The sequence below is a fragment of the Kitasatospora sp. NPDC002965 genome (assembly GCF_040611255.1).
Taxonomy (GTDB): Bacteria; Actinomycetota; Actinomycetes; order Streptomycetales; family Streptomycetaceae; genus Kitasatospora.
Window position 1 is genome coordinate 22,879 of sequence record NZ_JBEXNT010000036.1, and the last position, 25,585, is coordinate 48,463.

The 25,585-nt window shown below is 71.3% G+C and carries 19 protein-coding genes and 1 pseudogene; 10 read left to right on the top strand and 10 right to left on the bottom strand.

All coding sequences use genetic code 11. From position 1 onward, the window contains the following. Positions 1-68: 68 nt before the first annotated feature. Positions 69-884: pseudogene (locus ABZY91_RS16730) on the bottom strand (site-specific integrase); the annotation flags it as partial. A 323-nt stretch (positions 885-1,207) separates the two neighbouring features. On the opposite strand from ABZY91_RS16730, the gene ABZY91_RS16735 reads away from it, so the two are divergent. After that, positions 1,208-1,570 carry a hypothetical protein gene (locus ABZY91_RS16735; protein ID WP_355403032.1) on the top strand — a complete coding sequence of 121 codons (363 nt, stop codon included), beginning with the start codon at positions 1,208-1,210 and terminating at the stop codon, positions 1,568-1,570. Positions 1,571-1,584: 14 nt separating this feature from the next. Here ABZY91_RS16735 and ABZY91_RS16740 read toward each other — a convergent pair whose 3' ends face one another. Beyond that, positions 1,585-1,827, bottom strand: a complete 243-nt coding sequence (locus ABZY91_RS16740; RefSeq protein WP_355403034.1) for a hypothetical protein — start codon at positions 1,825-1,827, stop codon at positions 1,585-1,587. Positions 1,828-1,963: 136 nt separating this feature from the next. Here ABZY91_RS16740 and ABZY91_RS16745 point away from each other — a divergent pair, with 136 nt between their 5' ends. Beyond that, entirely contained in the window at positions 1,964-2,434 is a 471-nt protein-coding gene (locus ABZY91_RS16745) for a DUF4279 domain-containing protein (protein WP_355403036.1), read from the top strand. Between the two features lie 80 nt (positions 2,435-2,514). Then, the gene (locus ABZY91_RS16750) at positions 2,515-3,057 is read left to right on the top strand and encodes a DUF6368 family protein (protein ID WP_355403038.1); all 543 of its coding nucleotides are present in this window, start codon (positions 2,515-2,517) and stop codon (positions 3,055-3,057) included. 115 nt (positions 3,058-3,172) lie between these two features. Here the strand turns inward: ABZY91_RS16750 and ABZY91_RS16755 are convergent, their stop codons facing one another. Genes ABZY91_RS16755 through ABZY91_RS16770 form a run of 4 tightly spaced genes read right to left on the bottom strand, consistent with a single transcriptional unit; the run spans position 3,173 to position 9,356 of the window. Further along, positions 3,173-5,050 carry a TniQ family protein gene (locus ABZY91_RS16755; RefSeq protein WP_355403040.1) on the bottom strand — a complete coding sequence of 626 codons (1,878 nt, stop codon included), beginning with the start codon at positions 5,048-5,050 and terminating at the stop codon, positions 3,173-3,175. A 9-nt stretch (positions 5,051-5,059) separates the two neighbouring features. Beyond that, positions 5,060-6,325, bottom strand: coding sequence for an AAA family ATPase (locus tag ABZY91_RS16760; RefSeq protein WP_355403042.1), 1,266 nt, complete (start codon positions 6,323-6,325; stop codon positions 5,060-5,062). Then, positions 6,322-8,556 carry a transposase gene (locus tag ABZY91_RS16765; RefSeq protein ID WP_355403044.1) on the bottom strand — a complete coding sequence of 745 codons (2,235 nt, stop codon included), beginning with the start codon at positions 8,554-8,556 and terminating at the stop codon, positions 6,322-6,324. Before ABZY91_RS16765 ends, ABZY91_RS16760 begins: the two co-directional genes overlap by 4 nt. Beyond that, positions 8,553-9,356 (bottom strand): TnsA-like heteromeric transposase endonuclease subunit, encoded by an 804-nt coding sequence (locus ABZY91_RS16770; RefSeq protein WP_355403046.1) that lies wholly within the window; start codon positions 9,354-9,356, stop codon positions 8,553-8,555. Before ABZY91_RS16770 ends, ABZY91_RS16765 begins: the two co-directional genes overlap by 4 nt. 299 nt (positions 9,357-9,655) lie before the next feature. Between ABZY91_RS16770 and ABZY91_RS16775 the strand changes: the two genes are divergently transcribed. The 7 genes from ABZY91_RS16775 to ABZY91_RS16805 all read left to right on the top strand — a co-directional run bounded on the left by ABZY91_RS16775 (position 9,656) and on the right by ABZY91_RS16805 (position 21,617). After that, positions 9,656-11,443 carry an acyclic terpene utilization AtuA family protein gene (locus ABZY91_RS16775; protein WP_355403048.1) on the top strand — a complete coding sequence of 596 codons (1,788 nt, stop codon included), beginning with the start codon at positions 9,656-9,658 and terminating at the stop codon, positions 11,441-11,443. Then, a complete protein-coding gene (locus ABZY91_RS16780) occupies positions 11,440-13,038 on the top strand; it encodes a carboxyl transferase domain-containing protein (protein WP_329950758.1) in 1,599 nt (532 codons plus the stop codon). The genes ABZY91_RS16775 and ABZY91_RS16780 overlap by 4 nt, the downstream gene beginning before the upstream one ends. A 14-nt stretch (positions 13,039-13,052) precedes the next feature. Further along, a complete protein-coding gene (locus ABZY91_RS16785) occupies positions 13,053-15,011 on the top strand; it encodes a biotin carboxylase N-terminal domain-containing protein (RefSeq protein WP_355403091.1) in 1,959 nt (652 codons plus the stop codon). 120 nt (positions 15,012-15,131) lie between these two features. Then, positions 15,132-16,319 (top strand): acyl-CoA dehydrogenase, encoded by a 1,188-nt coding sequence (locus ABZY91_RS16790; RefSeq protein ID WP_355403050.1) that lies wholly within the window; start codon positions 15,132-15,134, stop codon positions 16,317-16,319. A gap of 322 nt (positions 16,320-16,641) precedes the next feature. Beyond that, positions 16,642-18,225: a 4-coumarate--CoA ligase family protein gene (locus ABZY91_RS16795; RefSeq protein WP_355403093.1), complete on the top strand. Its 1,584-nt coding sequence runs from the start codon at positions 16,642-16,644 to the stop codon at positions 18,223-18,225. Positions 18,226-18,382: 157 nt separating this feature from the next. Further along, positions 18,383-19,003, top strand: a complete 621-nt coding sequence (locus ABZY91_RS16800; protein ID WP_355403052.1) for a TetR/AcrR family transcriptional regulator — start codon at positions 18,383-18,385, stop codon at positions 19,001-19,003. Between the two features lie 148 nt (positions 19,004-19,151). After that, positions 19,152-21,617, top strand: a complete 2,466-nt coding sequence (locus ABZY91_RS16805) for a SpoIIE family protein phosphatase (RefSeq protein WP_355403054.1) — start codon at positions 19,152-19,154, stop codon at positions 21,615-21,617. A gap of 106 nt (positions 21,618-21,723) precedes the next feature. On the opposite strand, the gene ABZY91_RS16810 is transcribed toward ABZY91_RS16805, so the two are convergent. The 4 genes from ABZY91_RS16810 to ABZY91_RS16825 all read right to left on the bottom strand — a co-directional run bounded on the left by ABZY91_RS16810 (position 21,724) and on the right by ABZY91_RS16825 (position 25,574). Further along, entirely contained in the window at positions 21,724-23,283 is a 1,560-nt protein-coding gene (locus tag ABZY91_RS16810) for an MFS transporter (protein WP_355403056.1), read from the bottom strand. 47 nt (positions 23,284-23,330) lie between these two features. Continuing rightward, positions 23,331-23,927, bottom strand: a complete 597-nt coding sequence (locus tag ABZY91_RS16815) for a helix-turn-helix domain-containing protein (protein ID WP_355403058.1) — start codon at positions 23,925-23,927, stop codon at positions 23,331-23,333. 137 nt (positions 23,928-24,064) lie between these two features. After that, a complete protein-coding gene (locus ABZY91_RS16820) occupies positions 24,065-24,457 on the bottom strand; it encodes a cell division protein SepF (protein WP_329882440.1) in 393 nt (130 codons plus the stop codon). Between the two features lie 355 nt (positions 24,458-24,812). After that, positions 24,813-25,574, bottom strand: a complete 762-nt coding sequence (locus ABZY91_RS16825) for a VTT domain-containing protein (RefSeq protein ID WP_355403060.1) — start codon at positions 25,572-25,574, stop codon at positions 24,813-24,815. Between the last annotated feature and the right edge of the window lie 11 nt (positions 25,575-25,585).

The following is a 25,585-nucleotide window of genomic DNA, read 5'->3' on the forward strand; positions in this document are numbered from 1 at the left end:
CCGCCTTGCGTACCGTCTTATACATACTCTGACCTGGGCGCGTTCGCGAGTCCCGACCGCCCCCGTCCTCAGCGGCGCGCGTCGCCGGGGGCCAGCAGGCTGGTGACGTCCGCGATCGCCTCGGCGGAGGGCTTGAAGTACCGCCGGACGTTGTCCGCCTTCTTGTGCCGGGACTTGGCCATCGGCATCAGCTCGGAGGCCCCCTGCTCGCCGAGGTGGGTCAGGGAGGAGTGGCGGTACTCGTGCGGGTCCCAGCCGGTGCCCGGCCCAGCCAGGGCGGTGTGCTGGTCAAGCAGCGCGCGGGCCTGACCGTAGGAGAGGCGGGCCGGGCCAGTGTCGGGGCAGACGTCGCGAGCGGAGAGCACCTTGCCGGGGCCGGGGCGGCGGTGGGTGACGAACACCGGCCCGCGGGTGCGGCCCCTCAGCAGGCGGGGCAGCAGCCGGGCAGTCCCGGCGTCCCAGAACACCATCTCCAGCACGTAGTCGGCGCGTTCCGCGCCGCGCCGACGCACCTTCGGCTGGGCGCCCTTGGCCTTCACCGGGGCCCGGCGCCCAGCCAGGTCCAGCTCCTCGATGTTGACGTCCAGGATCTCCTCGGAGCGGGCGCACGTCTCGTAGAGCATCCGCCACAGCGCCTTCTCCCGCAGGTGGACGTCGCGGCGGGCGATCAGCCGATCGATCGCCATCTTCGAGCGCACCGGGGTGTCGGAGTCCGGTGGCGGCATCCGCTTCGCCCAGGCCGGCACCTGCGGCCCGTCGTAGCCGCGCTCGGCGCACCAGCTCGTCCAGGAGAGCACCGCGCCGCGGCGGGCGTTCCAGGTGTTCACCGCCGAGCTGCCCCAGAGCAGTTCCAGCGCGCCGACGATCTCGTCGTCCGCAACTGCGTGTGACTGGCAGGGATAGTTGGCCAGTCAAAGCGTGCCCTGTGCGGGCGGTGGGGTGAGTTGGCAGTGATGGTTGGCCACTTTGGGCAGCGATAGTTGGCCAATGCCGCGGGTACTCGATCACGGAAGGTAGCGGAGGCCGGGGTTGGCCGACTGGCCATGGCTGCCTCGAAAGTCGAAGGTGCTGCAGCGCCGACTGGAGGTCACCGGTGGCCGCCTCGCGGGCACCGACCTGGCGCTGGACGTTCGCGCCCCGGCTGCCCCACGGTCAACGAGCCGGGAGTGGCCGGAGCCAGAATGCGCTGGTCAGCTACGGTGGCGGAATGACCGAGAGCCTGCCCGATGACGTAGCCGATGTGCTTGAGCTCGTACTGAGCACGGACCAACCAGTTCACGTTGCGCTCCGACAGCAGGTTCCACGACTCAGCGTGAAGTCCCGTTGCACATGCGGGTGCGGTACCGCCTATCTCGAACTCGACACCAGCGAGGTGGAGCCCGCACCGACCGGCCCCGGCACCGTGGTAGCGGCTGATGCACAGCTCTTCACTGAATCCGGCGAGTGCCCTGGCGAGGTCCTGGTCTTCGCGCAGGGAGGCTACCTGTCGTGGCTGGAGGTCTGCTCATGGAGCGATGACGTCGAGGTGAATCTTGCCGCAGCGCGTCGGTGGCTGCGGCCACCCTCTTGAGCCCGACATCGAGCTCAAGAGGTGGCGGCGGGGAGGCAATTGCCGATCCGGCAGCGTGTGGACCAGGAGCCGGCACGCCGGATCCGTTCACCGCTCGCGCGAGCGACGACGAGGTTGCTGGCCTCGAAGCTGACCCGATCGCCAACTACCAAGAACAGCGGGCTGTCCAGCTCGAAGACGTATCCGTCATCGGTTTCGAGTTCGTTCACGAGCACCAAGCGTGAGGCGGCTTTGGTCCCATCGGCGATCAGACGCATGACCGGATGCTCCCACGCGGCTGCAGCTGCTGCGAAGGGGACTGCTCAGGCGACGCCGAAGTCGCGTCACCGCCGACCCTGGGACCACCTGCACAAATCTCGCTCGGCGCACTCCTCGCACCGTTATCATCCCCGGATGCCTCTCCGCCAGTACGCGTACTTCGCATTGTTCAGCCAGCACGTCTCCGCCGACGAGATGACCTCGCAACTGGGCATCACCCCTGACGAGGTGTCCGTCCGCGGCAGCCGCTCCACCGAGCCGAAGACGATTCCCGTCAGCCACCGCTGGAAGGTCGTCTGCCGGGAGCCCGGCCTGAGCGTCGACGAACAGATCGCCCGGCTCCTCTACAGGCTCCAGCCCCACACAGCCCGCATAGCCGAGCTCGTGAGCCAACTGGCCGACGGCGGCGGCGGGGCAGTCCTGCAAGTCGTGCGCTACTTCAACGACACCGACCACGACGAATCGCCCAGCCACCCGGACGCTCCCGACACGCCCAACCTCTTCGGCTGGCATCTGGAGCGCGATGTCCTGGACTTCCTCGCCGCAGTCGACGCCGAGCTCGACGTGGACGAGTACGACATGACCCCAGGCGAGGACACCATCTGAGCGCGCGAACTTGTACTTACCTGGGCACAGGAGTCAGGGCCCCGACAACGTCAGGAGTTCAAGTTCAGTAGGCTCCCGCTATGGGTGGTCCAGTATTGGTGATTGAGTTGGCCGAGGCGGTTCCTGCCGCGACAGTCGAGCGGCTCCGGGACGTCCTGGTGGGCTCGTCGGCCTGGTTCGTGGAGAAGCGTCCTGGTGGCTACGACCTCAACGTAGTCGCCGATCGAATCGGCGTCGCGGACCTGGGCGAAGTCGACGTGCGCCGGCCATTTCTCGTTTACATCATGGGGCCCGGAATCGGGGACGAGGAGATTTTCGAGGCCGAGCACGCGGATGGCCCCAATCTGGAACCGCTCATCGGTTTCAGCCCGACACACGCAGTGGACGTCATCGCCGGATGCAATAGGCCGATCGATCACATCACCACGGCCCTGTTGACGGCTGCCATCATGGACGTGGTCGGCGGCGTCGCTATTGCTGAGCTACTGGATGACCAGGTTGACGTGGCGGCAGGTCTTCCGGGTGTGATCGCTATGACGGACAGCCCGTGGCCGAATGTTTTCGGCACGGCAGAGTTCCTGCGGGCATGGGCTGTTCAACCGAACTTCCGACTCCTCAAATAATTAGCCGTGACGCCATGTTCGGCTCGCGAGTCAGGATGCATTGTCGCAGGGAGTAGAAGGTCAATGCTTGCTTGGTCCTTCATTTGCTGACCACCATAACTGCACATAAAGTAGTTCATGGAGATTTTGGGATCGACAGTGCCAGGTGGTGCGCGTATGTGTCGAGGGCCTGTCGCAGGGCCTGGAAGTATTCCGAGGCTTTCTCTGTGTAATGGATTCGACTGAGCATTCGGTATTCAGGGAGATTTGGATGGACAGGGCGGTCGCGGGTGGCGAAAGGAGGATGGAAGCACGGGGCCAGAGCCCATTCGCTGCCTGTGGCCTTGGCCCAGATGTAGGCCGAAGCGCATTCACGAATGAGGCCATCCTGTTTCGGCTTTGACGTGCTGCTGGTCAAAGGCGGAAGTTGGTCAGCGATGGTGTACCACTCGTCAAGGCGGAGGTTCCAGAAGGCGAGCTGGTGCCGGCGGCGGCTGTAGTCGGGAGGATCGGGGAGACGGGCGATGTGCTGTGCGAGGGTCTCGAAAGCTTCCGTGAGGTCCCGGCGTGGGGCGACCTGGCCGTCAGGGGAAGTGATTTGGGTTAGCGTGCGTCCGCGTCCGCTGAGGCAGTATGCCGGAATTCCGAGGAACTGGGCGGCGCTGAACAGCGACGAGCCGGTTGCGGCCTGGACGAGGTGAACGGCGGCAGTCCTGCGGAACCTGTCGTTACTTCCGAGTCGGGCTCTGGCGCTGTCGCTGATAAGAAGGCTGAGCCAGCCATCTGGCAGCCATTGGGGAATATGTTCGGGCAGGTACCCGCGCTCGCGGACGGGGATGATGGGTTTGGTGTCCGGTCCGGGCCTCATCGAGGGTTTGGGGAAGCGAAGGGTGAGGGCGTGTTCGACATCAAGTCTGGTCAGAGGCGTACATCCTGACGCGACGGCGCCCCGGGTCTTGGTCCAGTTGCTGGCCATCACTGGTTCGACGTCTTGGAGCAGGACGCCGAGGCTTCGCTGGAACGTCGGCCGTGGCTGGGCGAGAAGCGTGTCGGCAAGGGCAAGGAGGGCCGCGGTGAGAGTGCTGTTGGGCGGTGTCGCATCCCATCGCACTCGGACCGAAGGACCTGTTCCGGCAGAGGAAAGGTAGGCATCCAGGGCGTGCGGGAGTTCGAAGGTTGCATGGGCTGCTGCCTTCGGCCAGGTTGCGCAGACCACGGCTGACATGACCTGCAGATCGCGTATCGCAGCGGAGGCGGCCGCCGGGTCATGGCTGGGTGCCAGCAGGCCGATGATCTTGCGCTGCAGCGACGCAAGCTCGGGCGTGAGCGGCCGGACCGGCAGGACGGCTGCAGTGTCCAGTCGCTGGCCGCAGGGTTGGTGACCGTCCGGCCGCCGGATCTTGGTGCGGCATTGCGCGGGATGAAGACCCGCGACCCACTGGGAGGGAATCAGTGTCCGAGTCGCGCTCCAGTTGCCGCGGCTGTGAGCGGGCTGCACGCAGGACGGGCAGAGATCTTCCAGTAGAGCGTTGTGCTGGAGGCAGGCGAAGACCATCCCAAAGTGCCACTCAACTTTCCAGGCGCCGCCGTGGCGGCGTTGGATCTCGCTGCCGTCGCCAGCAAGGCACTGCGGGCAGTAGCGGCTGGAGGTCAGGAAGAGCCAGTCCCGGGGCCTGCCGGTCGGGCGCAAGGTGGTGCCCCCTGGGCTGACCAGGGCCTCGGTGACAGCTGGATAGCGGCCCACGAAACGTCGCATGGAGAGCGCTTCTGCCTCGGCCTCGGTCAGGCGCGTGCAACGGGCGAAAGACTCCAGGACAGTGGGTTCCATCATCAGCAGGTGTCGCGCCTGGGAGGACTGATTGCCGACACCTGGAGTGGCCAGGCCAGCCTGGCGCATGAGAACGCTCGGAGCCAGGTCGAGGAGGTGCGCGAGCCGCAGGATGAAGCCGGGAAGACTCTCGCCCGGCAGCGGGTCGAGGCTTCTGGGCAGCGGGGCTGGCTCGTTGGCGGACACGGGCACTGATCACCCCTGGGCCTGAGCGGCCACTGGGCCGTCATCGTCGAAGACGGTGTTCCGTTTACGCCTCGGTTTGGCGGCGGCTTGGTTCTCCGCACTGGGGAGCGGAGCCGGGATCGTGGGAACCTCACCGGCTTCCGGATCTCGTCCCGGGTCATCGAGGCTAATGATGATCTCGTCGAGGAGGTCCTCGTCCAGGAGTTCTCGGCCGCCGTCAATTGCTTCCTTGGCGCCGTCCTCGATAAGGCGGTTGAGGAGCCCAACGACGCCGCCGGTGCGGCGCATCAGGTATTCGGGCATGCCGCCTTCGGTGAGCATTCCGGGCTCGGCGTTGAACAGGCGAAGGCCGTCCTCCAGACCACCGAGGTAGTCATGGAAGGCTTGGATATCACGGGGAGTTGTGTAGCGGAAGCGGTCGAGCTCGACCAACTCGAAGCGACGCTCGGTCTGGGTGACCTCCAGGCCATGGATGCGCGCGTTTTCTGGGGGTGGCACCACCCACTGACGCTCCCGCTTGTCCCACTTCGCGCCCCGCAGCAGGCCCGAGCCGACGATGTCGACACCGATCAGGATGAGGGTGACATTCATGCTCATGAAAGCCCGGACCAGGTCCAGTGCGTCCTGGTCGTCGGCCCGGTGCAGTCGGAGCCGGGTGATGTCGTCGAGGATCAGGACTCTGACCCCATGGTCGTCCAGAGAACCGGCAACCTGCCGGACTAGCTGAGGTAGGGTCAGATTCCTGGTATTCGCGCCGAAGAAGTGCAGGATCGCCTCGCAGGTACTCTTCGGCTTGGCGGTAACCGGAGTCTGGACGTAGGCGACCGGCGAGTGCAGGGCGCGAGTTCCAGGCGTCACACCAGGGTTCATGAACTCGTTGAGGTCTTGCCAGGAGTCCTCGAAGTCGGCAGCGACTTCACAGACCGTCTCGGTCTTCCCCTGATAGCCCCAACCGCTGATCATCACCCCGGGCCAGGTCGCGGCAGTCACCTTCAATGCGTTGTTGCTGATGCGCCGTTGGACCAGGCGAGCCACCTTGAGCGACATCGGGGTCTCCTGCAGCGGAAGGTTCACATGAGTCGCCGTGCGGAGCAGGTTATGAAGGGACCGCTGGCGCGGACTCATCGACCGCCACTCGTCAAGGCTCAGCCTCGGCGCGGGGACGAAGGCGCGGCGCATTCTGCGGTAGTACTGCCAGCCCTCGAAGGTGTCCCGGCGCGGTGGTTTGCTCGCCAGAAGTCCAGCAAGTGGGTTCAGTGGCACGGGCGCTGTCATTCGTCCTCCTTGATCTGCTGGTCACCCTCGCCCTCGTCGGGCGGCAACAGGAATACGTTGCGGCGCCGTAGGCTGTCGCCGAGCCGTGGCGGTGGGGTCGGTTGCTGGACAACCACCGCTTCGCGCCGGCGGCGCCGGTCGGCATCCACGGCCTTCTCGACAATGGCTGCTTCGACGGGCCAGGGGACCACCTCAGCCTCCGACGGTGGCTTGCGTGTCGGTGTCTGGTCGGCTGCTGCAGCCGCAGCCTGCGCGGCCAGTCGGGAACGGCTGGTCTTCTCGCGCTTGGTCATCTGGCTCGGCCATTCGCTGACGGGGATCGCCGATCCGAGGATTTCCAGCAGGACCGGTAGGAGATCGGCATCCGTCCGTGGGGCCAGCCGCTTCTGGCGGACTTCGGCGAGCAAGGCCTCGACGGTCTTGTCCGAGAACGCCGGAACCTCCCCCTCCGGCGGCAGCCCGGTCCAGCGAAGGACGTGCCAGCGCTCGACGTCGTCAGGGTCTTGGAAGAACACAGTGCGGCGGTCGCGCCGATCAGATCGGACCACCCACTTGCCTCGGTGTCGACCGCCCCGCCCGGACGGCTGCAGGAAGCGGTCTTCGTCCAGGGCTGGGTCGTGGTACCAAAGTCCGCGGATCTTCACCCCGCGACGGCGGTGGATCTTCACGTGATGGCTGGGCAGGAGTTTGTAGTAGAGCTCCGGCCCGGGAACCTCCAGGTCGAAGCCGCCCTGCTGCATCGACGCTGCGAACAGGGAGTTCGGGCTGTGGTGTTCCTCGGGGGCCCAGGACGGCGCGTACTCGCCCAGGATGCGGTTCTGCCAGATCTTGACGATCCAAGTGGCGATGATGTGCTCCATCTGGGACATCGTCAGGACGGCGTCGCTCTCCGGGTCGGCGCCCCGGTCGGCGACATCGGCTCCGGTGAACCCCAGCAGGTGTTCCAGGAGAAGAGAGTTGAATGCAGAAAAGGCCCGCTCGACAGCGGACTTGTCGGTGGCCCGTAGGGTCCGTGCAGGCAGAATGTTGCAGCCCAGCGTCCGCTGGACGTCCACGATGTGGTGATTCTTGTAGACGCTGCCATGGTCCGTGGTGACCGTCTCGGGTGCGAAGAACGGCAGTGCGGCGACCCGGTGCCCCGCAAACTCAGCAACAAGCGTCGCCGGGACCCCCGGATAGGGCCACTCCATGTCCTCGCCCCAGCCTTCCCGCATCGGCAAGGGCATCATCACGTCCCGCAGCAGCATCGCGATATCCAGCGAGGTGTCCGACAGCAGCGTGAGGCGAAAAGCGACTACCGAGTGCGTGTAGAGGTCGAGCGCGAGCGAGAGCATCGCTGACACCGGCTCGCCGAAGACCGACTCGCGGATCTTGACCGGCAGAGGTGTGCTGTCCAGCGCGATCACCTGCCCAGGCCGGTGAACCACGACCCGCTGGCCGGTGTCTGCGGTCTGGGCTGTGCGGACGTAACGCTGACGCGACCCGTCCGGACCGAACCACTCTGTCCAGACCGCCGTCAGCGTCTTGCGGCCGGGAATGTCCTCGGGTGGGAAGTTGGGAAAGACCTCGCGGACGTACTGGTGCAGCAGGCGATGCCGGGCCAGCATGCTCATCCGCGAGCGCCGCAGGAACTCCTCCCTCACCGCGAAGATCGCTTCGCGGATCTCCTCAGTAATGCTGGGATGCCCGCCGCTCGCGCGCAACCACCGGCCGTCCGCGCAGGCGAGCACGATCTCTTCCGAACTCCGCCCGGCCAAGCGTCGCAGAGTCCGCTCGCTCATGTAGCGAAGCCCGAGAGCGGCTGCCTCGGTAGGGGCGAAGTTCTTCAGCTCCGCCGCCTTGGCCTTCTGACGCTCGGTCAGCGTGGTCACCGCCGGATCGTAGATAGGCCGCGGTTCGTGAGGCAGGGCCCGGAAGGGATCTCCGCTCCGGTAGCCGGTCTCCGCTTCGAGTACATGCTCTGCACGAATGCGGGCCTGCTGAAGCTGTTGCGGAGTCAGGTCGGCAAGACCTGCCGGCTGGCGGGACCGGTTCTGGGACACGTCAGTCACGGCAACTGCCTGGACGTCTGGGTGATTCACGAGCCAGCGGAGTGAACGGTGCTCGCGCCGGCCTTCCGCGGTGGCCAGCACGACCCGTCCGACATGTGGTTCCACCTCCTGCACCGTCCAGTTGAGATCACCCAGACGCAGCTGGACACCGCTGGCCAGGACAAGGACACCCCGGGTCATGCGCGCCCCTCCTGGTGTCGGGCGACGACGTTGCCCAGCCAGATCCGTGAGCCGTCTTGGAGCGGTTCATCCATGCTCATGCCCAACCGGCGCTGCCAGAGAAGACGGATGGCCTGAGCGCGGGCGAGGGCCGGCCATTGCGTTGACTCCACCAGGTCCAAAAAGGACATCGATCCGCCCGTCGCCGTTTCCAGCAACTGGGGCTGCAGGCCCAGCGGGTCAGCTGCAGGCCGCCGCCGGGCCGACAACGCGTCCAGGAGGCTCATGACGTTCGGACGCCATCCCGTCACCACGGCGTACCGCCATCCGGCCGCAGCTGCGACCTCCCGCGTCGCGGCGAACTTCAGGGCGTCGTCGTCCTTGATGAGGTGGCCAGGGCGCACGTCCAACAGCCACCGGCTTCCACCCGGCATCAGAGCCAGGAAGTCCGGGACGTGAGCCGCGCGGCCCGAGGCGTGTTCAAAGTCCAGCAGGAACGGTTGCGGCAGCACCTCGGACACCTGCAGGAAGTCCAGCGCGAGCAGCAGGCGCCTTTCTTCCAGCGACTCGAAGCCGTGCTGGCGCCCGGTCGAGACCATGAACTCCAGCCCAGGGCGATGCATTTGTCGGGCTCGCCAGGTGAACCGGCGCATCGGCTGCGTCGCCAGCACAGGCACCGACTCGATGTTCCGGACCGGCCAGACCACCTGGTCCCCGTCGAACAGCCACGTCGTCACCCAGCGGCGGGGCCAGCCCTCGTCCAGTGCCAGCTGATGACGGAAGGCGCCATCACTGCCGTACGGCTCGATCAGATGGACCAAGTTGCACTCGTCGGAACGACCCCGGGGTGCAGTCTGCGTACCCATGTGCACACGACACCACCCCCGCGTGCGGGTCGGTGATGGATCTCCGAACCTGTTCGTAACTCACAGTTACTTGATCGCCCTCTGGCCAACTATCTCCGCCAATGGCCAATTATCGCTGCCAGTCACACTGCGGTGAACGGGCGGGCCCCGCCCATGGACGTGAAAACAAGCAGGCGTGATTGCTTTTTCTCGCGCACGGTGCCACTCTGCTCACCGACGGCGAACATCGGGCCACCGGTCGGGGAGGCGCTCGCGTGACATCGGGGTCGAAGTCGGGTTCGGGGGCGGCGGATCGGCCGGGGCCGGTGCTGCGGATCGGCAATGCGTCGGGGTTCTACGGGGACCGGTTCTCGGCGGTGCGGGAGATGCTCACGGGCGGGCCGTTGGACGTGCTCACCGGGGACTACCTGGCCGAGCTGACCATGCTGATCCTCGCCCGCGACCGGCTGAGGGATCCCTCCCTCGGGTACGCGAAGACCTTCCTCCGGCAGATGGAGGAGTGCCTCGGCCTGGCCCTGGATCGCGGGGTCCGGATCGTGACCAACGCCGGCGGGCTCAACCCGGCCCGACTGGCGGACGCCGTCGTGGAGTTGGCGAAGCGACAGGGGCTGGAGCCGGCTGTCGCGTACGTCGAGGGGGACGACCTGCTGCCCCGCCGGGCCGAACTCGGACTCCCGGAGGGGCTGTTGGCGGCCAACGCCTACCTCGGAGCGTTCGGCGTCGCGGAGTGCCTGACGGCCGGCGCCGACGTGGTGGTCACCGGCCGGGTGACCGACGCCTCGTTGGTCGTCGGGCCGGCCGTCGCCCGCTTCGGCTGGACCGGGGACGACCTGGACGCCCTCGCGGGCGCCGTCGTCGCCGGGCACGTCCTGGAGTGCGGCGCGCAGGCCACCGGCGGCAACTACGCGTTCTTCCGGGAGCACGACGTCACCCGGCCCGGCTTCCCGGTCGCGGAGCTGCACGCCGACGGGTCCAGCGTGGTGACCAAGCACCCCGGGACGGGCGGCGCGGTCACCGTCGGCACCGTCACCGCCCAGCTCCTCTACGAGACGGGTGGACCGCGCTACCTGGGGCCGGACGTGACGGCGCGTCTGGACACCGTCCGGCTCACCCGGGAGGGCCCGGACCGGGTCCGGATCGACGGGGTGCGCGGCGAGGCCCCGCCCACCACGCTCAAGGCCGGGCTCAACCGGCTGGGCGGGCACCGCAACGAGGTGGTCTTCGTCCTCACCGGGCTGGACATCGAGGCCAAGGCGGACCTGGTGCGGCGGCAGTTCGAGGAGGCGCTGGCGCCCGGATCCCGGCCTGCCGAGCTGCGCTGGACGCTGGCCCGCACCGACCACCCGGACGCCGAGACCGAGGAGACCTCCTCCGCGCTGCTCCGGCTCACCGCACGGGATCCGGACCCCGCCAGGGTCGGCCGCGACCTCGGCAGGGCGGCGGTGGAACTCGGGCTCGCCGGCTACCCGGGCTTCCACCTGGTCGCACCGCCCGGGCCCGGGGCGCCGTACGGGGTGTTCACGGCCGTGCCCGTGGACGCGGCGGTGGTCGAGCACACGGCGGTCCTGCCGGACGGCCGCCGGGTGGCCGTCCCGCCCGCCGCACCGCCGCCCGCCGCACCGCCGCGTCCCGAACCGCCGCCGCCCGCGCCGCAACTCCCGGGCGGGGAAGCCGGGTACGGGCTCCCCGAGCCGCTCCCCGACGGCGGTCCCACCCGCCGGGCACCGCTCGGCCTGGTGGCGGGCGCCAGGAGCGGCGACAAGGGCGGTGACGCCAACCTCGGCGTCTGGGCCCGCGACGAGCCCGGCTGGCGCTGGCTCGCGCACGCCCTCACCGTCGACCGGCTGCGGGAGCTCCTCCCCGAGACGTCGGAGTCGGAGATCGTCCGGCACGCCCTGCCGAACCTCCGCGCGCTCAACTTCACCATCACCGGTCTGCTCGGCGAGGGGGTGGCGGCCCGGCACCGCTTCGACCCGCAGGCGAAGGCGCTGGGGGAGTGGCTGCGCTCGCGCCACCTCGACATCCCGGAGGCACTGTTGTGACCGTCCTGCCCACCCGCCTCGACCCGGGCGGCGCCGACTTCACCGGGCACCGCGCCGCGATGCTCGCCAAGCTGGCCGAACTCGACGCCGAGCATGCCGCGGCGCTGGCCGGCGGCGGTCCCAGGTACGTCGAACGCCACCGCGAGCGCGGCAAGTTGCTGCCGCGGGAGCGGATCGAGCTGCTGATCGACCAGGACTCGCCGTTCCTGGAGCTCTCCCCGCTCGCCGCCTGGGGCAGCGACTACCCGGTGGGCGCCGCACTGGTCACGGGGATCGGCGTGGTCGAGGGCGTCGAGTGCGTGATCACCGCCAACGACCCGACCGTGCGCGGCGGAGCCTCCAACCCGTGGACGCTGCGCAAGGCCCTGCGCGCCAACGAGATCGCCCTCACCAACCGTCTCCCCCTGGTCAATCTGGTCGAGTCCGGCGGCGCCGACCTGCCCAGCCAGAAGGAGATCTTCATCCCCGGCGGCGCCCTCTTCCGCGACCTCACCCGGCTCTCCGCCGCCGGGATCCCCACCGTGGCGGTGGTGTTCGGCAACTCGACGGCCGGCGGCGCCTACGTGCCCGGGATGTCCGACCACACCGTGATGGTCGCGGAGCGGGCCAAGGTGTTCCTGGGCGGCCCGCCGCTGGTGAAGATGGCCACCGGGGAGGAGACGGACGACGAGTCGCTCGGCGGCGCCGAGATGCACGCCCGCACCTCCGGGCTGGCCGATCACTTCGCGGCGGACGAGCAGGACGCGCTGCGCCTCGCCCGCCGGATCGTGGCCCGCTTCGACCACCGCAAGCCGGGCCCCGACCCCGACCCGTCGGCCGAGCCGCCGAAGTACGCCGAGGAGGAACTGCTCGGCATCGTCCCGGGTGACCTCAAGGTGCCGTTCGACCCGCGCGAGGTGATCGCCCGGATCGTCGACGGCTCCGACTTCGACGAGTTCAAGCCGCTCTACGGCACCAGCCTGGCCACCGGCTGGGCCCGCCTGCACGGATACCCGGTCGGCATCCTGGCCAACGCGCAGGGCGTCCTGTTCAGCCAGGAGTCCCAGAAGGCGGCGCAGTTCATCCAGCTGGCCAACCAGCGGGCGGTCCCGCTGCTCTTCCTGCACAACACCACCGGGTACATGGTCGGCCGCGCGTACGAGCAGGGCGGCATCATCAAGCACGGCGCGATGATGATCAACGCGGTCGCCAACTCCCGCGTCCCGCACCTGTCCGTGCTGCTGGGTGCCTCCTACGGGGCCGGTCACTACGGCATGTGCGGGCGGGCGTACGACCCGCGGTTCCTGTTCGCGTGGCCGAGCGCCAAGTCGGCGGTGATGGGGCCGCAGCAACTGGCCGGGGTGCTGTCGATCGTCGCGCGGCAGTCCGCCGCCGCGAAGGGCCGGCCCTACGACGAGGACGCGGACGCGGCGATCCGGGCCATGGTGGAGCAGCAGATCGAGGCGGAGTCGCTGCCGGTGTTCCTCTCCGGGCGGCTCTACGACGACGGGGTGATCGACCCGCGCGACACCCGGACGGTGCTCGGGCTCTGCCTCTCCGCGGTCCACAACGCGCCGGTCGAGGGCGCGTCCGGCTATGGCGTCTTCCGGATGTGAGAGGGGACAACGTGCTGATCACCCACCTGCTGGTGGCCAACCGCGGCGAGATCGCCCGCCGGATCCTGCACACGTGCCGGGAGTTGGGCATCGCCACCACGGCCGTGTACGCCGACCCGGACGCCGATGCCCCGCACGTCCGCGAGGCCGACACCGCCGTCCGGCTGCCCGGTGCGGCGCCCGCCGACACCTACCTGCGCGGCGACCTCCTGATCGCCGCCGCGCGCGCGGCCGGCGCCGATGCCGTCCACCCCGGGTACGGGTTCCTCTCGGAGGACGCCGGTTTCGCGCGGGCCGTGCTGGACGCGGGCCTCGTCTGGGTCGGTCCCGGGCCGGAGGCGATCGCCGCGATGGGCTCCAAGACGGCCGCCAAGCGGCTGATGACGAAGGCCGGTGTGCCCGTCCTGGACGCCTTGGCCGAGCCGGTCGAGGCCGACCTGCCGCTGCTGGTCAAGGCGGCCGCCGGCGGCGGTGGGCGCGGTATGCGGGTGGTACGCCGACTGGCCGACCTGGAGGGCGAGTTGGCTTCGGCCAGGGTGGAGGCGGCGAGGGCCTTCGACTCCGACGAGGTGTTCTGCGAGCGCTACCTGCCCGCCGGCCGGCACGTCGAGGTGCAGGTGCTCGCCGACGCGCACGGGACGGTGTGGGCGGTGGGCGACCGTGACTGCTCGTTGCAGCGGCGGCACCAGAAGGTCGTCGAGGAGGCGCCCGCGCCCGGCCTCGACCCGGCGGTGCGCGCCGCCCTGCACGAAGCCGCCGTCGCCGCCGCCCGGGCCACCGGGTACGTCGGCGCGGGGACGGCGGAGTTCCTGCTCGCGCCGGACGGGCGGTTCTACTTCCTGGAGATGAACACCCGTCTCCAGGTGGAGCATCCGGTCACCGAAGCCGTCACCGGCCTCGACCTGGTCGCCCTCCAGCTCACCGTCGCCGAGGGCGGGAGGCTCACCGGGCCCGCGCCGGAAACGGTCGGCTGCGCGATCGAGGCCCGCCTCTACGCGGAGGACCCGGACCACGCCTGGCGGCCCTCCACCGGAGTCCTGCACCGTTTCGGGATCCCGCTCCCGCACACCGAGTTCACCGGGCGCGGGCTACGGCTGGACTCCGGCGTCGCCGACGGCGGCGAGATCACGGCGCACTACGACGCGATGCTGGCGAAGGTGATCGCCTGGGGGCCGACCCGGTCGGCCGCCGCCCGGCGGCTGGCGGACGCGCTCGCCCGGGCCCGCATCCACGGGCCCGTCACCAACCGGGAGTTGCTGGTGCGCGCGCTCCGGCACCCGGAGTTCCTGGCGGGGCGCCTGCACACCGCCTTCCTGACCGAGCACGCGGCCGAGCTCGTCGCGCCGGCCGCCCCGGCCCCCGCCGGCGCCCGTGGTGGCGCCCCCGACGGTGCTGACCGGGCCCTCGCCGCCCTCGCCGCCGCGCTCGCCGACGCGGCGGGCCGCCGGACCGCACTGCCGTCGGGCTGGCGCAACCTCCCCTCCCAGCCACAGGTGAAGCGCTACCGGACCGCCGACGGCGTCGAGACGGAGGTCCGCTACCGGCTCACCCGCGACGGCCTGCGGGCCGAGGGCCACCCGGACACGGTCCTGGTCGACTCCTCGCCGGAGCGCGTCACGCTGCGGACCGGCCCGCTCCGCCGGACCTTCGACGTCACCCGCCACGGCGACCGCGTGTACGTCGACACACCGTCCGGCACCACCGTGCTCACCGTGTCGGACCGCTTCCCCGACCCCGCCGCGCGGACCGACCCGGGCGCGCTGCTCGCCCCGATGCCGGGCACCGTCGTCCGCACCGTCGCCGCCGTCGGCGACACCGTCACGGCCGGGCAGCCGCTGCTCTGGCTGGAGGCGATGAAGATGGAGCACCGCGTCACCGCTCCCACCGACGGCGTCCTCGCCGAGCTCCGGGCCGCCCCGGGCCAGCAGGTGGAGCTCGGCACCCTGCTCGCCGTCGTGCAGCCCGCCACCTGAGCACCGCCCGCCCGGAACGGCCGAGCCGAGCCGGGCCCCGGCCCCGGCTCGCAGGCCGCCCCCGCCTCCGCCTCCGCCCCCGTACCGAGAGCCCTCGCCCCCGCCCGGAAGGACCAGGCCATGTCCGCACCGCGCACCACCGCCCCCGGCAGCCCGCTCGTCGAGACCCCCGAACGCCAGGCGCTGCGCCGCGCCGTCGCCGACCTCGGCGCCCGTTACGGCTCCGCCTACTACCTGGCCAAGGCCCGCGCCGGCGAGCCCGTCGACGAGCTCTGGGCCGATGCCGGGAAGGCCGGCTATCTCGGGGTGAACCTCCCCGCCGAGTACGGCGGTGGTGGCGGCGGGATCACCGACCTCGCCATCGTCCTGGAGGAACTCGGCACGGCCGGGTGCCCGTTGCTGCTCCTGATCGTCTCCCCGGCGATCTGCGGCACGGTCGTGGCCCGTTTCGGCACCGAGGAGCAGAAGCGGCACTGGCTGCCCGGACTGGCCGACGGCAGCCGGCGGATGGCCTTCGGTATCACCGAGCCGGACGCCGGCTCCAACACGCACCGGATCTCCACCGTCGCGCGCCGCGACGGCGGGGACTGGCTGCTGACCGGCCGCAAGGTGTTCGTCTCCGGCATCGACCACTCCGACGCCGTCCTGTTCGTCGCCCGCACCGAGGACGCCCGCACCGGGCGGCTCAAGCCCGCCCTGTTCGTCGTGCCGCGCGGGACCCCGGGCTTCGAGTTCCGGCCGATCCCGATGGAACTGGTCTCCCCCGAACGCCAGTTCCAGGTCTTCCTGGACGAGGTCCGGCTGCCCGCCGACGCCCTGGTCGGGGACGAGGGCGCGGGGCTGCTCCAGCTCTTCGCGGGCCTCAACCCCGAGCGGATCATGACCGCCGCGTTCTCCCTCGGTCTGGCCCGCCAGGCGCTCGGCAAGGCCGTCGAGTACGCGAAGACCCGCACCGTCTGGTCGACCCCGATCGGCGCGCACCAGGGCCTGGCGCACCCGCTCGCCCGGTGCGCGGTGGAGATCGAGCTGGCGCGGCTGATGACCCAGAAGGCGGGTCTGCTCTACGACGCGGGCGACGACCGGGCCGCAGGCGAGGCCGCCAACATGGCGAAGTACGCGGCGGGGGAGGCGGCCGCCCGGACGGTCGACCAGGCCGTTCAGACCCTCGGCGGCAACGGCCTCACCCAGGAGTACGGCCTCGGGGCCCTGCTCGCCGCGACCAGGGTCGGCCGGGTCGCCCCGGTCAGCCGCGAGATGGTGCTCAACTACGTGGCCCAGCACACGCTCGGGCTGCCCAGGTCCTACTAGGCGGGCCGGACCGGTCCCGGACGGGGCGGGGCCGGCCCCGCCCCGAGGACTCCCTGCCGCCCCACCGCGCCGAGCCCTCGAACGGATCGTCGCATCATCGTTCTGGCATCTGACCGTCTCCGGAGGCGTCCGGCCCTCCGACCTCGGTGTTCGCGGACCGCGCCCCTTCTTGCGCCCCGCGCGCTCCGCCAAACGTTCGTCACTACGACGCACCGCCCGGCCACTGTCCGTATGCTCCTGTGCGCACCGTGCGGCCGGTCGTCCCGGACCTCCCGCCGGCCACCCCGCCCCGCGCCAATTTCCGCACAGGAGGCACTCCTTGGTGTTCCACAGCGAGTTCCCGGACGTCGGCATCGTCGACCTGCCCCTGCACGAGGCCGTCCTGGGCGGCGCCGAACGCCACGGTGACCGGCCCGCCCTGGTCGACGGTGTCACCGGCGAGACGGTCACCCACGCCCAGCTCGGCCGCGCCGTCCGCCGGGTCGCGGCCGGACTGGCCGAGGCGGGCGTCCGCCAGGGCGACGTGGTGGCCCTGTTCAGTCCCAACTCCATCGGCTACCCGATGGCCTGCTACGGCGCCGGTCGGGCCGGCGCCACCGTCACCACCGTCTCCTCCTTCGCCACCGCCGGCGACCTCGCCGGCCAGCTGGCCGACAGCGGCGCCCGCTGGCTGATCACCGTCTCGGCGTTCCTGCCCACCGCCCGGGCCGCCGCCGAGAAGCTCGCCGCCGAAGGCCGGCCGCTCGCCGAGATCATCGTCCTCGACGGCGTCCCGGGCCACCGCTCGCTCGCCGACCTGCTCGCCGCCACCGGCCCCGCACCCGGGATCGACCTCGACCCGGCGACCGACATCGCCGTCCTGCCGTACTCCAGCGGCACCACCGGGATGCCCAAGGGGGTGATGCTCACCCACCGATCGATCGCCACCAACCTCGCCCAGACCGACGCCCTCTACCGCCCCGCAGAGGGCGAACGGGTGCTCGCCGTCCTCCCCTTCTTCCACATCTACGGCCTCGCCGCCCTGCTCAACCAGCCGCTGCGCTGCGGTGCCACCGTCGTCGTGCTGCCCCGCTTCGACCTGGAACAGTTCTGCCGCACCATCGAGGAGCAGCGCGTCCAGGCCCTGATCGTGGCCCCGCCGATCGCCCTCGCGCTGGCCCGGCACCCGGTGGTCGACCGCTACGACCTGTCCTCGGTCGAGTACCTGCTCTGCGCGGCGGCCCCGCTGGACGGCGATCTCGCCGAGTCCTGCGCCCGCCGCCTCGGCCTGCCGCACATCCTCCAGGGCTACGGCATGACCGAGCTCTCCCCGGTCAGCCACCTGGTCTCCCCCTCCGAGACCGACCCGCCCCCGGGCTCGGTCGGCCGGATGGTCCCCTCCACCGAGCTGCGCGTCGCCGCCCTCGACGGCAGCGACCCGGACCTCGGCCCCGGTGAACGCGGCGAGCTGCTGATCCGCGGCCCCCAGGTGATGAAGGGCTACCTCGGCCGCGCGTCCGAGACCGCCGCCACCGTCGACGCCGACGGCTGGCTGCACACCGGTGACGTCGGCTTCGTCGACGACCGCGGCTACCTGCACATCGTCGACCGGGTGAAGGAGCTGATCAAGTACAAGGGGTACCAGGTCGCCCCCGCCGAACTGGAGGCGCTGCTGCTCAGCCACCCGCAGATCGCCGACGCGGCGGTGATCGGCGTGCGCAACGCCGAGGGCACCGAGTGCCCCAAGGCCTTCGTGGTGCGGGCCCCGGGCAGCGCGCTCACCGAGGAGGAGGTGGCGGCCTTCGTGGCCGGGCAGGTCGCCCCGTACAAGAAGGTCCGCGTGGTCGAGTTCCTGGAGGTCGTCCCCAAGTCCCCGGCGGGCAAGATCCTGCGCCGGGAGCTGCGGGCCCGGGAGGCCGCCCGCTGACGGGCACCCGCCGCGTCGCCGAACGACCCGGGGCGTCACCGGCCGCACCGCGCGGGCCGTGGTCTGGCAGGATCTGGCGCACCCCCCGGGCCCCCGGGCCGGTCGCCGTCCCCGGCCCCGCCCGCCGGCCCTCGCACGAACGGAACCGCCACCGCAGATGACCACGCACCCCGCCGCCCGCGCCCCCCAGCAGGACCGCAGCCGCGCCACCCGGGCGCGGCTGCTGGCGGCGGCCGTCGACTGCCTCGCCGAGCTCGGCTGGAACGGCTCCACCGTCGCCGTCGTCGCCGAGCGGGCCGGTGTCTCCCGGGGCGCGGCCCAGCACCACTTCCCGACCCGCGAGGACCTCTTCACCGCGGCGGTCGAGCACGTCACCGCCGAGCGGCTGGCCGCCGTCCGGGCCCACGCGGACGAGCTGCCGGTCGCGGGCCCGGCGCGCACCGAGGCCGTCGTCGGCATGATCGTCCGCCTCTACACCGGCCCGCTGTTCCGCGCGGCCCTCCACCTGTGGGTCGCCGCCGCCACCGAGGAGTCGCTGCGCGACCGGATCATCGGCCTGGAGGGACACGTCGGACGCGAGGCCCACCGGGCCGCCGTCGAGTTCCTCGGGGCCGACGAAAGCGTTCCCGGTGTTCGCGAGACGGTGCAGGCCACCCTCGACATGGCACGCGGTCTCGGCCTGGCGAACCTGCTCACCGACGACAGTGCACGACGATCCGGAGTGATCCGGCAGTGGGCGGGCGTTCTTGAGGGTACGCTGCGGCCGGTACGCCCATGACGCCCGTACACCTGAACGACCGGCCGACCCTTCACCAAGGGGTCGCCGGGCGGCCGATGTCCGTGCAGTCTGGAGAAGAACCCCGGCCGGCACGGACCGCGAGGCCCCGCCCGGCCGGGCACGAGCCGAACCGGGGTGCTGCCTGATCATGCGGAGACACGAGTGGGACGCGACCGACGCCGCCGGCCCCGATCCGGGCGGCACCTCCGCACGTCTGGACGGCCATCGGCTCGTTCCGCTCGCCACCGCCCTGCTCCAGGACGACGGTCTGATCCTCCACTGGAGCGAGGACGCCGAGGCACTGCTCGGCTACCCCGCCGACGAGGCCGTCGGCAGCTACGCGGCCCAGCTGCTCACCGCCTCGGACGACCGCCCCGAAGTGCTGGAGCTCTTCGAACGCATCATGGGCGGCAAGGGCTGGTCGGGCGTCTTCCCCGTCCGCCACCGCGACGGTCACACCGTCGAGCTGGAGTTCCGCACCTACCCGATCTCCGGCCCCGGCGGCACCCTGCTGCTGCTCGCCACCGCCTCCGACACCGTCGCCCTGCACCGCGTCGAGGCGGACCTCGCCGTCCTCGACGGCATCTTCGGCCAGTCCCCGATCGGGATGGCCGTCTACGACACCGACCTGCGCTACGTGCGGCTGAACGAGTCGCTGGCCCGGATGAACGGCGTCCCCATCGCCGCCCACCTCGGCCGCCGGATCAGCAGCGTGCTGCCCGGCATCAACAGCGCCGAGATAGAACAGACCATGCGCCAGGTGCTCGCCACCGGCCGCCCCGTCGTCGACGCCCGCTCGCACGGCCGCGTCCCCGGGGACCCGCGCCGCGACCGCGCCTGGTCCGCCTCCTACTTCCGGCTGGAGGACTCCACCGGCCGGGTCTTCGGCGTCTGTTCGTCGATCATCGACGTCACCGAGCGCTTCCAGGCCGAGGCCCGCGCCGCCCGCGCGCAGGAACGTCTCTCCACCATCGCCGAGGCCACCGCCCGGATCGGCACCACCCTCGACCTCCAGCGCACCGCCGAGGAGCTGATCGAGGCGGTCGTCCCGCGGTTCGCCGACTTCGCCACCGTGGACCTGCTCGAAACGGTGCTGCGCGGCTCCGAGCCCACCGCCATCCCTGAGGACCGCTCCGTCCAGCTGCGCGCTGTCGCCGTCGGCGAGTCCTACGAGTCCGGACTGGTCCACGCCGTCGACACCATCGGCGAGGTCTCCGAGTACGCCCCCGGCCGCAGCTACACCCAGTGCCTGCGCAGCGGCCGCCCGCTGCTGCGCGCCCACGTCGACGAGGAGGTGCTGCGCGGGCTGGTCGCCTCCGAGGACCGCGTCGCCCCCGGCATCGAGGCGGGCATCCACTCGTACCTGATGCTCCCGCTCACCGCGCGGGGCATGGTGCTGGGCGGCGCCGAGTTCATCCGCATGCGCAACCCCGAGCCGTTCACCGCCGCGGACGTCGCGCTCGCCGAGGAGCTGATCGCCCGCACCGCCCTCGCCATCGACAACGCCCGGCTCTACCGGCGCGAGCGCGAGACCGCGCTCACCCTCCAGCGCAGCCTGCTGCCCCAGGAGATCCACCGGACCCTGGGTCTGGAGATCGCCTACCGCTACCTGCCCTCCAGCGTCACCAGCGAGGTCGGCGGCGACTGGTTCGACGTCGTGCCGCTCTCCTGCGGGCGGGTCGCCCTGGTCGTCGGCGACGTCATGGGCCACGGCATCCGGGCCGCCGCCACCATGGGCCAGCTGCGCACCGTCGCCCGCACCCTCGCCACCCTGGACATGCCGCCCGAGCAGGTGCTCACCCGGCTGGACGAGACCGCCTCCGGCATCGGCGAGGGCCAGTTCGCCACCTGTATCTGCGCCGTCTACGACCCCCTGGAGCGCACCGTCCAGGTCGCCTCGGCGGGCCACCTGCCGCCCGTCTGGGTGGCCCCCGACGGCACCGCCCGCCGGGTGGAGGTGCCGCCGGGCGTCCCGCTCGGGGTCGGCGGCGTGGCCTTCGAATCCGTCGGGTTCAGCCTCCCCGAGGGCGCCATGGTCGCCCTCTACACCGACGGCCTGGTCGAACGCCGAGGCCACGACCTCGACGAGGGCATCGACCTGTTCGCCCGCACCCTCTCCGGCCCCGGACGCACCCTGGAGGAGAGCTGCGACGCCGTCCTCGGCGCGCTGGTCACCGATGGCACCGACGACGACATCGCGATGATCATGGCCCGGGTGCTGCCGCTGCCCGCGGACCGGGTCGCCACCCTGCCGCTCACCGGCGGCGGGAGGCTCCCCGGCATGGCCCGCCGCTTCACCCGCAGCACGCTCGACGGCTGGGGCCTGTCCGGCCTCTCCGACTACGCCGAGCTGCTGGTCAGCGAGCTGGTCACGAACGCCCTGCTGCACGCCGACGCCCCGCGCCGGCTCCGGCTCTTCCGCGACCGGGTGCTCACCCTGGAGGTCGCGGACGCCGGCGGCCAGACGCCCCAGCTGCGCCCCTTCGCCGAGCAGGACGAGGGCGGGCGCGGCATGTTCCTGGTCAGCGAACTCGCCCAGCGCTGGGGGAGCCGGCTGACCCGCGACGGCAAGGTGGTCTGGGCGGAGCTGGAGCTCCCCTTCGGCGCGGTGTGACGCCGCCGGGCCTGCCCGAAAGCGTCCGTCCGGCGCGAACCGTCGGGCCCGGCACACGACGGGGCCCGGTCCGATCGACGATCGGACCGGGCCCCGCGTGCCGTGACTACACCCCGGCCTTCTCCGGCGTCCGCTCCTCCTTCGGCTCCTGCTGCGGGGCCGCGTCGGGCAGCTTCCGCAGCAGCCGCCAGGCCAGCAGGGCCGCGCCCAGCAGCAGCACGCCCGCCAGGACCGCCGCGACGTTCAGCCCGTGGACGAAGGCGTCCCGGGCACTGGCCAGCAGCGGAGCGGCCAGCGTCTCCGGCAGTCCGTGCGCGGCCTCGACCGCGCCGCCCAGCGACTCACCGGCCTGCGCCGCCGCAGACCCGGCCTCGGCGGGGACGACCAGCCGGCCCACGTACAGTGCGCCGACCACCGAGCCGACCAGCGCGATGCCGAGCGCGGTGCCCAGCTCGTACGCCGTCTCGGAGACCGCGGACGCGGCGCCTGCCTTGTCGGCGGGCGCGGCACCCAGCACCAGGTCGGCGCCGAGCGTGTAGACCACGCCCTCGGCCGTGCCGACCAGGAGGAAGGCGGCGGCCAGCACCAGGTAGGTGGTGTCCTGCTGGATCCAGCCGAGGATGCCGATCCCGACGCCCATCGTCAGCAGTCCGGCGGTCAGCGCCGTGCGGGCACCCGTGCGGCGGACCAGCCGCGCGGTCAGCAGGCCGCCGACCACCGCGCCGGCGAAGGCCGGCAGCTCGGCCAGGCCGGCCTTCAGCGGCGGGTAGCCGCGTACCAGCTGCAGGTACTGCGAGGTCACGAAGACCACGCCGGAGAGCCCGATCAGCGCGGTCAGCGACGCGAGGACGGCGGCGGTGAAGCGACGGTCGGTGAAGAGCCGGACGTCCAGCAGCGGGGTCTCCAGCCGCAGCTGGCGGCGGACGAAGACGGTCAGCGCCGCCGCGCCCAGGACGGCCGCGACCGGCACGTCCCAGCGGACGAGGCCGTGGGCGGCGGCCTCCTTGATCGCGTAGACCACGCCGATCACACCGGTGAGGGAGAGCAGCACGCTCAGCACGTCCCAGCGGCCGGGCTTCGGGTCCTTCGACTCGGGCAGCAGCCAGGCACCGAGCACCAGCAGCAGGAGCAGCACCGGGATGTTGAGCAGGAAGACCGAGCCCCACCAGAAGTGCTCCAGCAGCACCCCGCCGACCACCGGGCCGAGCGCGGCGCCGGCGGTGGCCGCCGCGCCCCAGATGCCGATCGCGGTGGCCCGCTCCCGGTCGTCCGGGAAGAGCGAGCGGATCAGCGAGAGCGTGGACGGCATGACGGTCGCCCCGGCGACGCCGAGCAGCGCGCGGGCGACGATCAGCCAGCCGGCGGTGGGGGCGTAGGCGGCGAGCAGCGAGGCGGCGCCGAACGCGGCGGAGCCGGCCAGCAGCAGCTTCTTGCGGCCGATCCGGTCACTGAGCGCGCCCATCGAGACCAGCAGGCCGGCCAGGACGAAGGAGTAGGCGTCGCCGATCCAGAGCAGCTGGGTGCCGCTGGGCCGCAGGGTCTCGCTGATCGAGGGGATGGCCAGCGAGAGGACGGTCGCGTCGACGGCGACCAGGGTGACGGCCAGGACGAGGACGGCGAGGCCGGTCCAGCGCTGGCGGGGGCGGAGGTGGACGGTGCTGCTCATGGGTATCGGTGTCCGGTTTCCGGTCCGAGGTGCGTGGATGGTGGAGATCAGTGCGGCTGAGGCTGAGGCTGAGGCTGAGGCTGCGGGTGGGGCTGCGGCCGGGAGCTGCGCAGCGCGCCGCCGAGGAACAGTTCGGCCAGCGAGAACGCGGCGTCGCGCGGGGCGAGCCGGCCGTCCTGGATGGCCCAGCCGATGCCGGCCACCAGGTCGAAGAAGGCCTCGCTCAGCCAGGCCGCCGAGAGTTCGATCCGGAAGGCGCCCTGCTGCTGCCCGCGCAGGAAGAGTGCGTGCATCCGGTCGATCTGGGAGTCCCAGAGGTCGTTGATGTCGGCGTCGTCGTAGAGCTGGTTCTCGCCGGCCAGGAACGCGCAGAGCGCGGCGTCCGGGACGACCGCGTCGACCAGGCGGCGCAGCGCGGTGTGAGCGTCGCCCTCCTCGACGGCCGCGGTGTCGAGCGCGGCGCCGAACCGGCGGAGCCCGAGCAGGCCGACCTCGCGGATCAGCGCGTCACGGCCCGGGAAGAGCCGGTGCAGGGTGGCGCGGCTGATGCCCGCGGCGCGGGCGATCTCGTCGAGGTGGGCGGTCGGGCGGCGGGAGAGCACGCCGACAGCGGCTTCGAGGACGGAGTCACGATCGGTGGCCATGGAGCGAGTGTACGCTGAATGAGACATGGATGTCTCAAAATTAATTCCGATGACGCAGATGAGGCGAGAGTCGATGGGCGGCGGGCAGCAAAAAACCGGGGACGGCACCTGCCGTCCCCGGTCGCGGGCTTCTGCGGTCAGCTCTGGTTGTAGAACCCGGTCTCGTCCAGGGGTCGGTCGATGACCATCACCTCGACGTCCGCCGGGGTCAGCAGGAACACCCGGCGGGCGATCCGCTCGATGCCGCCACGGGTGCCGAAGATCAGACCGGAGGCGAAGTCGACCATGCGCTTGGCCTCGGCCTCGTCCATCTCGGTGAGGTCCATGACCACCGGGATGCTGGCCCGGATGTGCTCGCCGACCGTGCGGGCTGCCTCGAATCCGGTCGGCCGCAGGGAGACGATCTTGGTGGGGGCTGGGGAGGACTGCACCGTCTCCTGCTCGACCCACTCGTCGTCGTACACCGCGGCCGGGTAGTTCCCGGAGGGCATCAGCCACCCGTTGTGGTGCTCGTCGCGAAGTGCTCCCATGCCGCGCCTCCCTGCCTCGTTCCGTACAGGTCCCCCGGGTGCGCGTGTCCTTTTGACACGTCATCCACTCGTCGGAACTGTCCGAGTATCGCACTGATCACCGGTACCGTGCCCGCTCGCGACCCCCGTACGAGTCGTGCCGCGCCGGAAGCCCGGGCGGACCCGGACACCTCTTGCGACGCTGGTGCGCGACGTACGGTTGCGCGCGTAGACCATATCGGTCGCGGTCACCGCGCAATTGACCTTCTGTCAACAATGCGGGAACGATTTCACACACGTCCGACAGTGACCCCCGGCCGGCCGAGCGGATCGGCGGGTCCGACGCGCCCGGCGCACCGGGTCGGGCGCCGGGCGCTCAGGCCGCGGTCGAGCGCCGCCGGGCGGCGGCCCGCCACAGCGAGACCAGACTCACCAGGCAGAGCACCCCGATGGCCCCGGCCGACAGCAGGAACGCCGTCGACCCGGGCTCGCGCGCGGTGGCCGCGGCCGTGACGTAGACCGCCGTCAACGGCGTCACCCCCAGCGCCGTCGCGGTGACGAAGGGGACGAACGGCACCCCGGAGAAGGCGGCGCCGTAGTTGCCCGCCTGGAACGGCAGCCCGGGCAGCAACCGCAGCAGGAAGACGCTGCGGAAGCCCTGCTCGGTGAAGCGGCGGTCCAGGGAGAGCAGCAGCCGCCCGCGCAGGTAGGGGCGGAGCGCGTCCCGCCCGAGCCGGCGGGCCAGGACGAACGCCATTGCCGCGCCGAGCGTGGTGCCGAGGACGGCCAGCACCACGCCCTGCTGCACGCCCAGCAGCAGCCCCGCGGCCGCGTTGAGCGCCGGCCGGGGGAAGAACGCCACCGTGCCCAGTGCGTAGATCGCCACGAACACGGGAGCCGGCGGCACGCCGGGCGGGAGCCCGCCGTCGAGCAGCGCCGTCGGGCTCCACAGCAGGAGCGAGCCGGCCGCGGCACCGAGGATCGCCAGGAGCGCCGCGAACCGGACCCGGACCGCGCGCGGCAGACGCCCCGCGGGCGCGGGAACCGTCGGTGAGGACACCGCCGGCGAGGCGTCCGTCGGCACGGGGCCGGTCTCTGCCGGTACGGGCGGCGTCGGGGGTGTCACGGCTGCGGGCACGCCCCCGAGCC

What these genes read in the sequence shown, in the direction of transcription:
- ABZY91_RS16740 (WP_355403034.1), bottom strand. Translation starts at nt 1,827, where the DNA reads ATGCGTCTGATCGCCGATGGGACCAAAGCCGCCTCACGCTTGGTGCTC.
- ABZY91_RS16810 (WP_355403056.1), bottom strand. Translation starts at nt 23,283, where the DNA reads ATGAGCAGCACCGTCCACCTCCGCCCCCGCCAGCGCTGGACCGGCCTC.
- ABZY91_RS16800 (WP_355403052.1), top strand. Translation starts at nt 18,383, where the DNA reads ATGACCACGCACCCCGCCGCCCGCGCCCCCCAGCAGGACCGCAGCCGC.
- ABZY91_RS16815 (WP_355403058.1), bottom strand. Translation starts at nt 23,927, where the DNA reads ATGGCCACCGATCGTGACTCCGTCCTCGAAGCCGCTGTCGGCGTGCTC.
- ABZY91_RS16805 (WP_355403054.1), top strand. Translation starts at nt 19,152, where the DNA reads ATGCGGAGACACGAGTGGGACGCGACCGACGCCGCCGGCCCCGATCCG.
- ABZY91_RS16750 (WP_355403038.1), top strand. Translation starts at nt 2,515, where the DNA reads ATGGGTGGTCCAGTATTGGTGATTGAGTTGGCCGAGGCGGTTCCTGCC.
- ABZY91_RS16765 (WP_355403044.1), bottom strand. Translation starts at nt 8,556, where the DNA reads ATGACCCGGGGTGTCCTTGTCCTGGCCAGCGGTGTCCAGCTGCGTCTG.
- ABZY91_RS16760 (WP_355403042.1), bottom strand. Translation starts at nt 6,325, where the DNA reads ATGACAGCGCCCGTGCCACTGAACCCACTTGCTGGACTTCTGGCGAGC.
- ABZY91_RS16735 (WP_355403032.1), top strand. Translation starts at nt 1,208, where the DNA reads ATGACCGAGAGCCTGCCCGATGACGTAGCCGATGTGCTTGAGCTCGTA.
- ABZY91_RS16820 (WP_329882440.1), bottom strand. Translation starts at nt 24,457, where the DNA reads ATGGGAGCACTTCGCGACGAGCACCACAACGGGTGGCTGATGCCCTCC.
- ABZY91_RS16790 (WP_355403050.1), top strand. Translation starts at nt 15,132, where the DNA reads ATGTCCGCACCGCGCACCACCGCCCCCGGCAGCCCGCTCGTCGAGACC.
- ABZY91_RS16745 (WP_355403036.1), top strand. Translation starts at nt 1,964, where the DNA reads ATGCCTCTCCGCCAGTACGCGTACTTCGCATTGTTCAGCCAGCACGTC.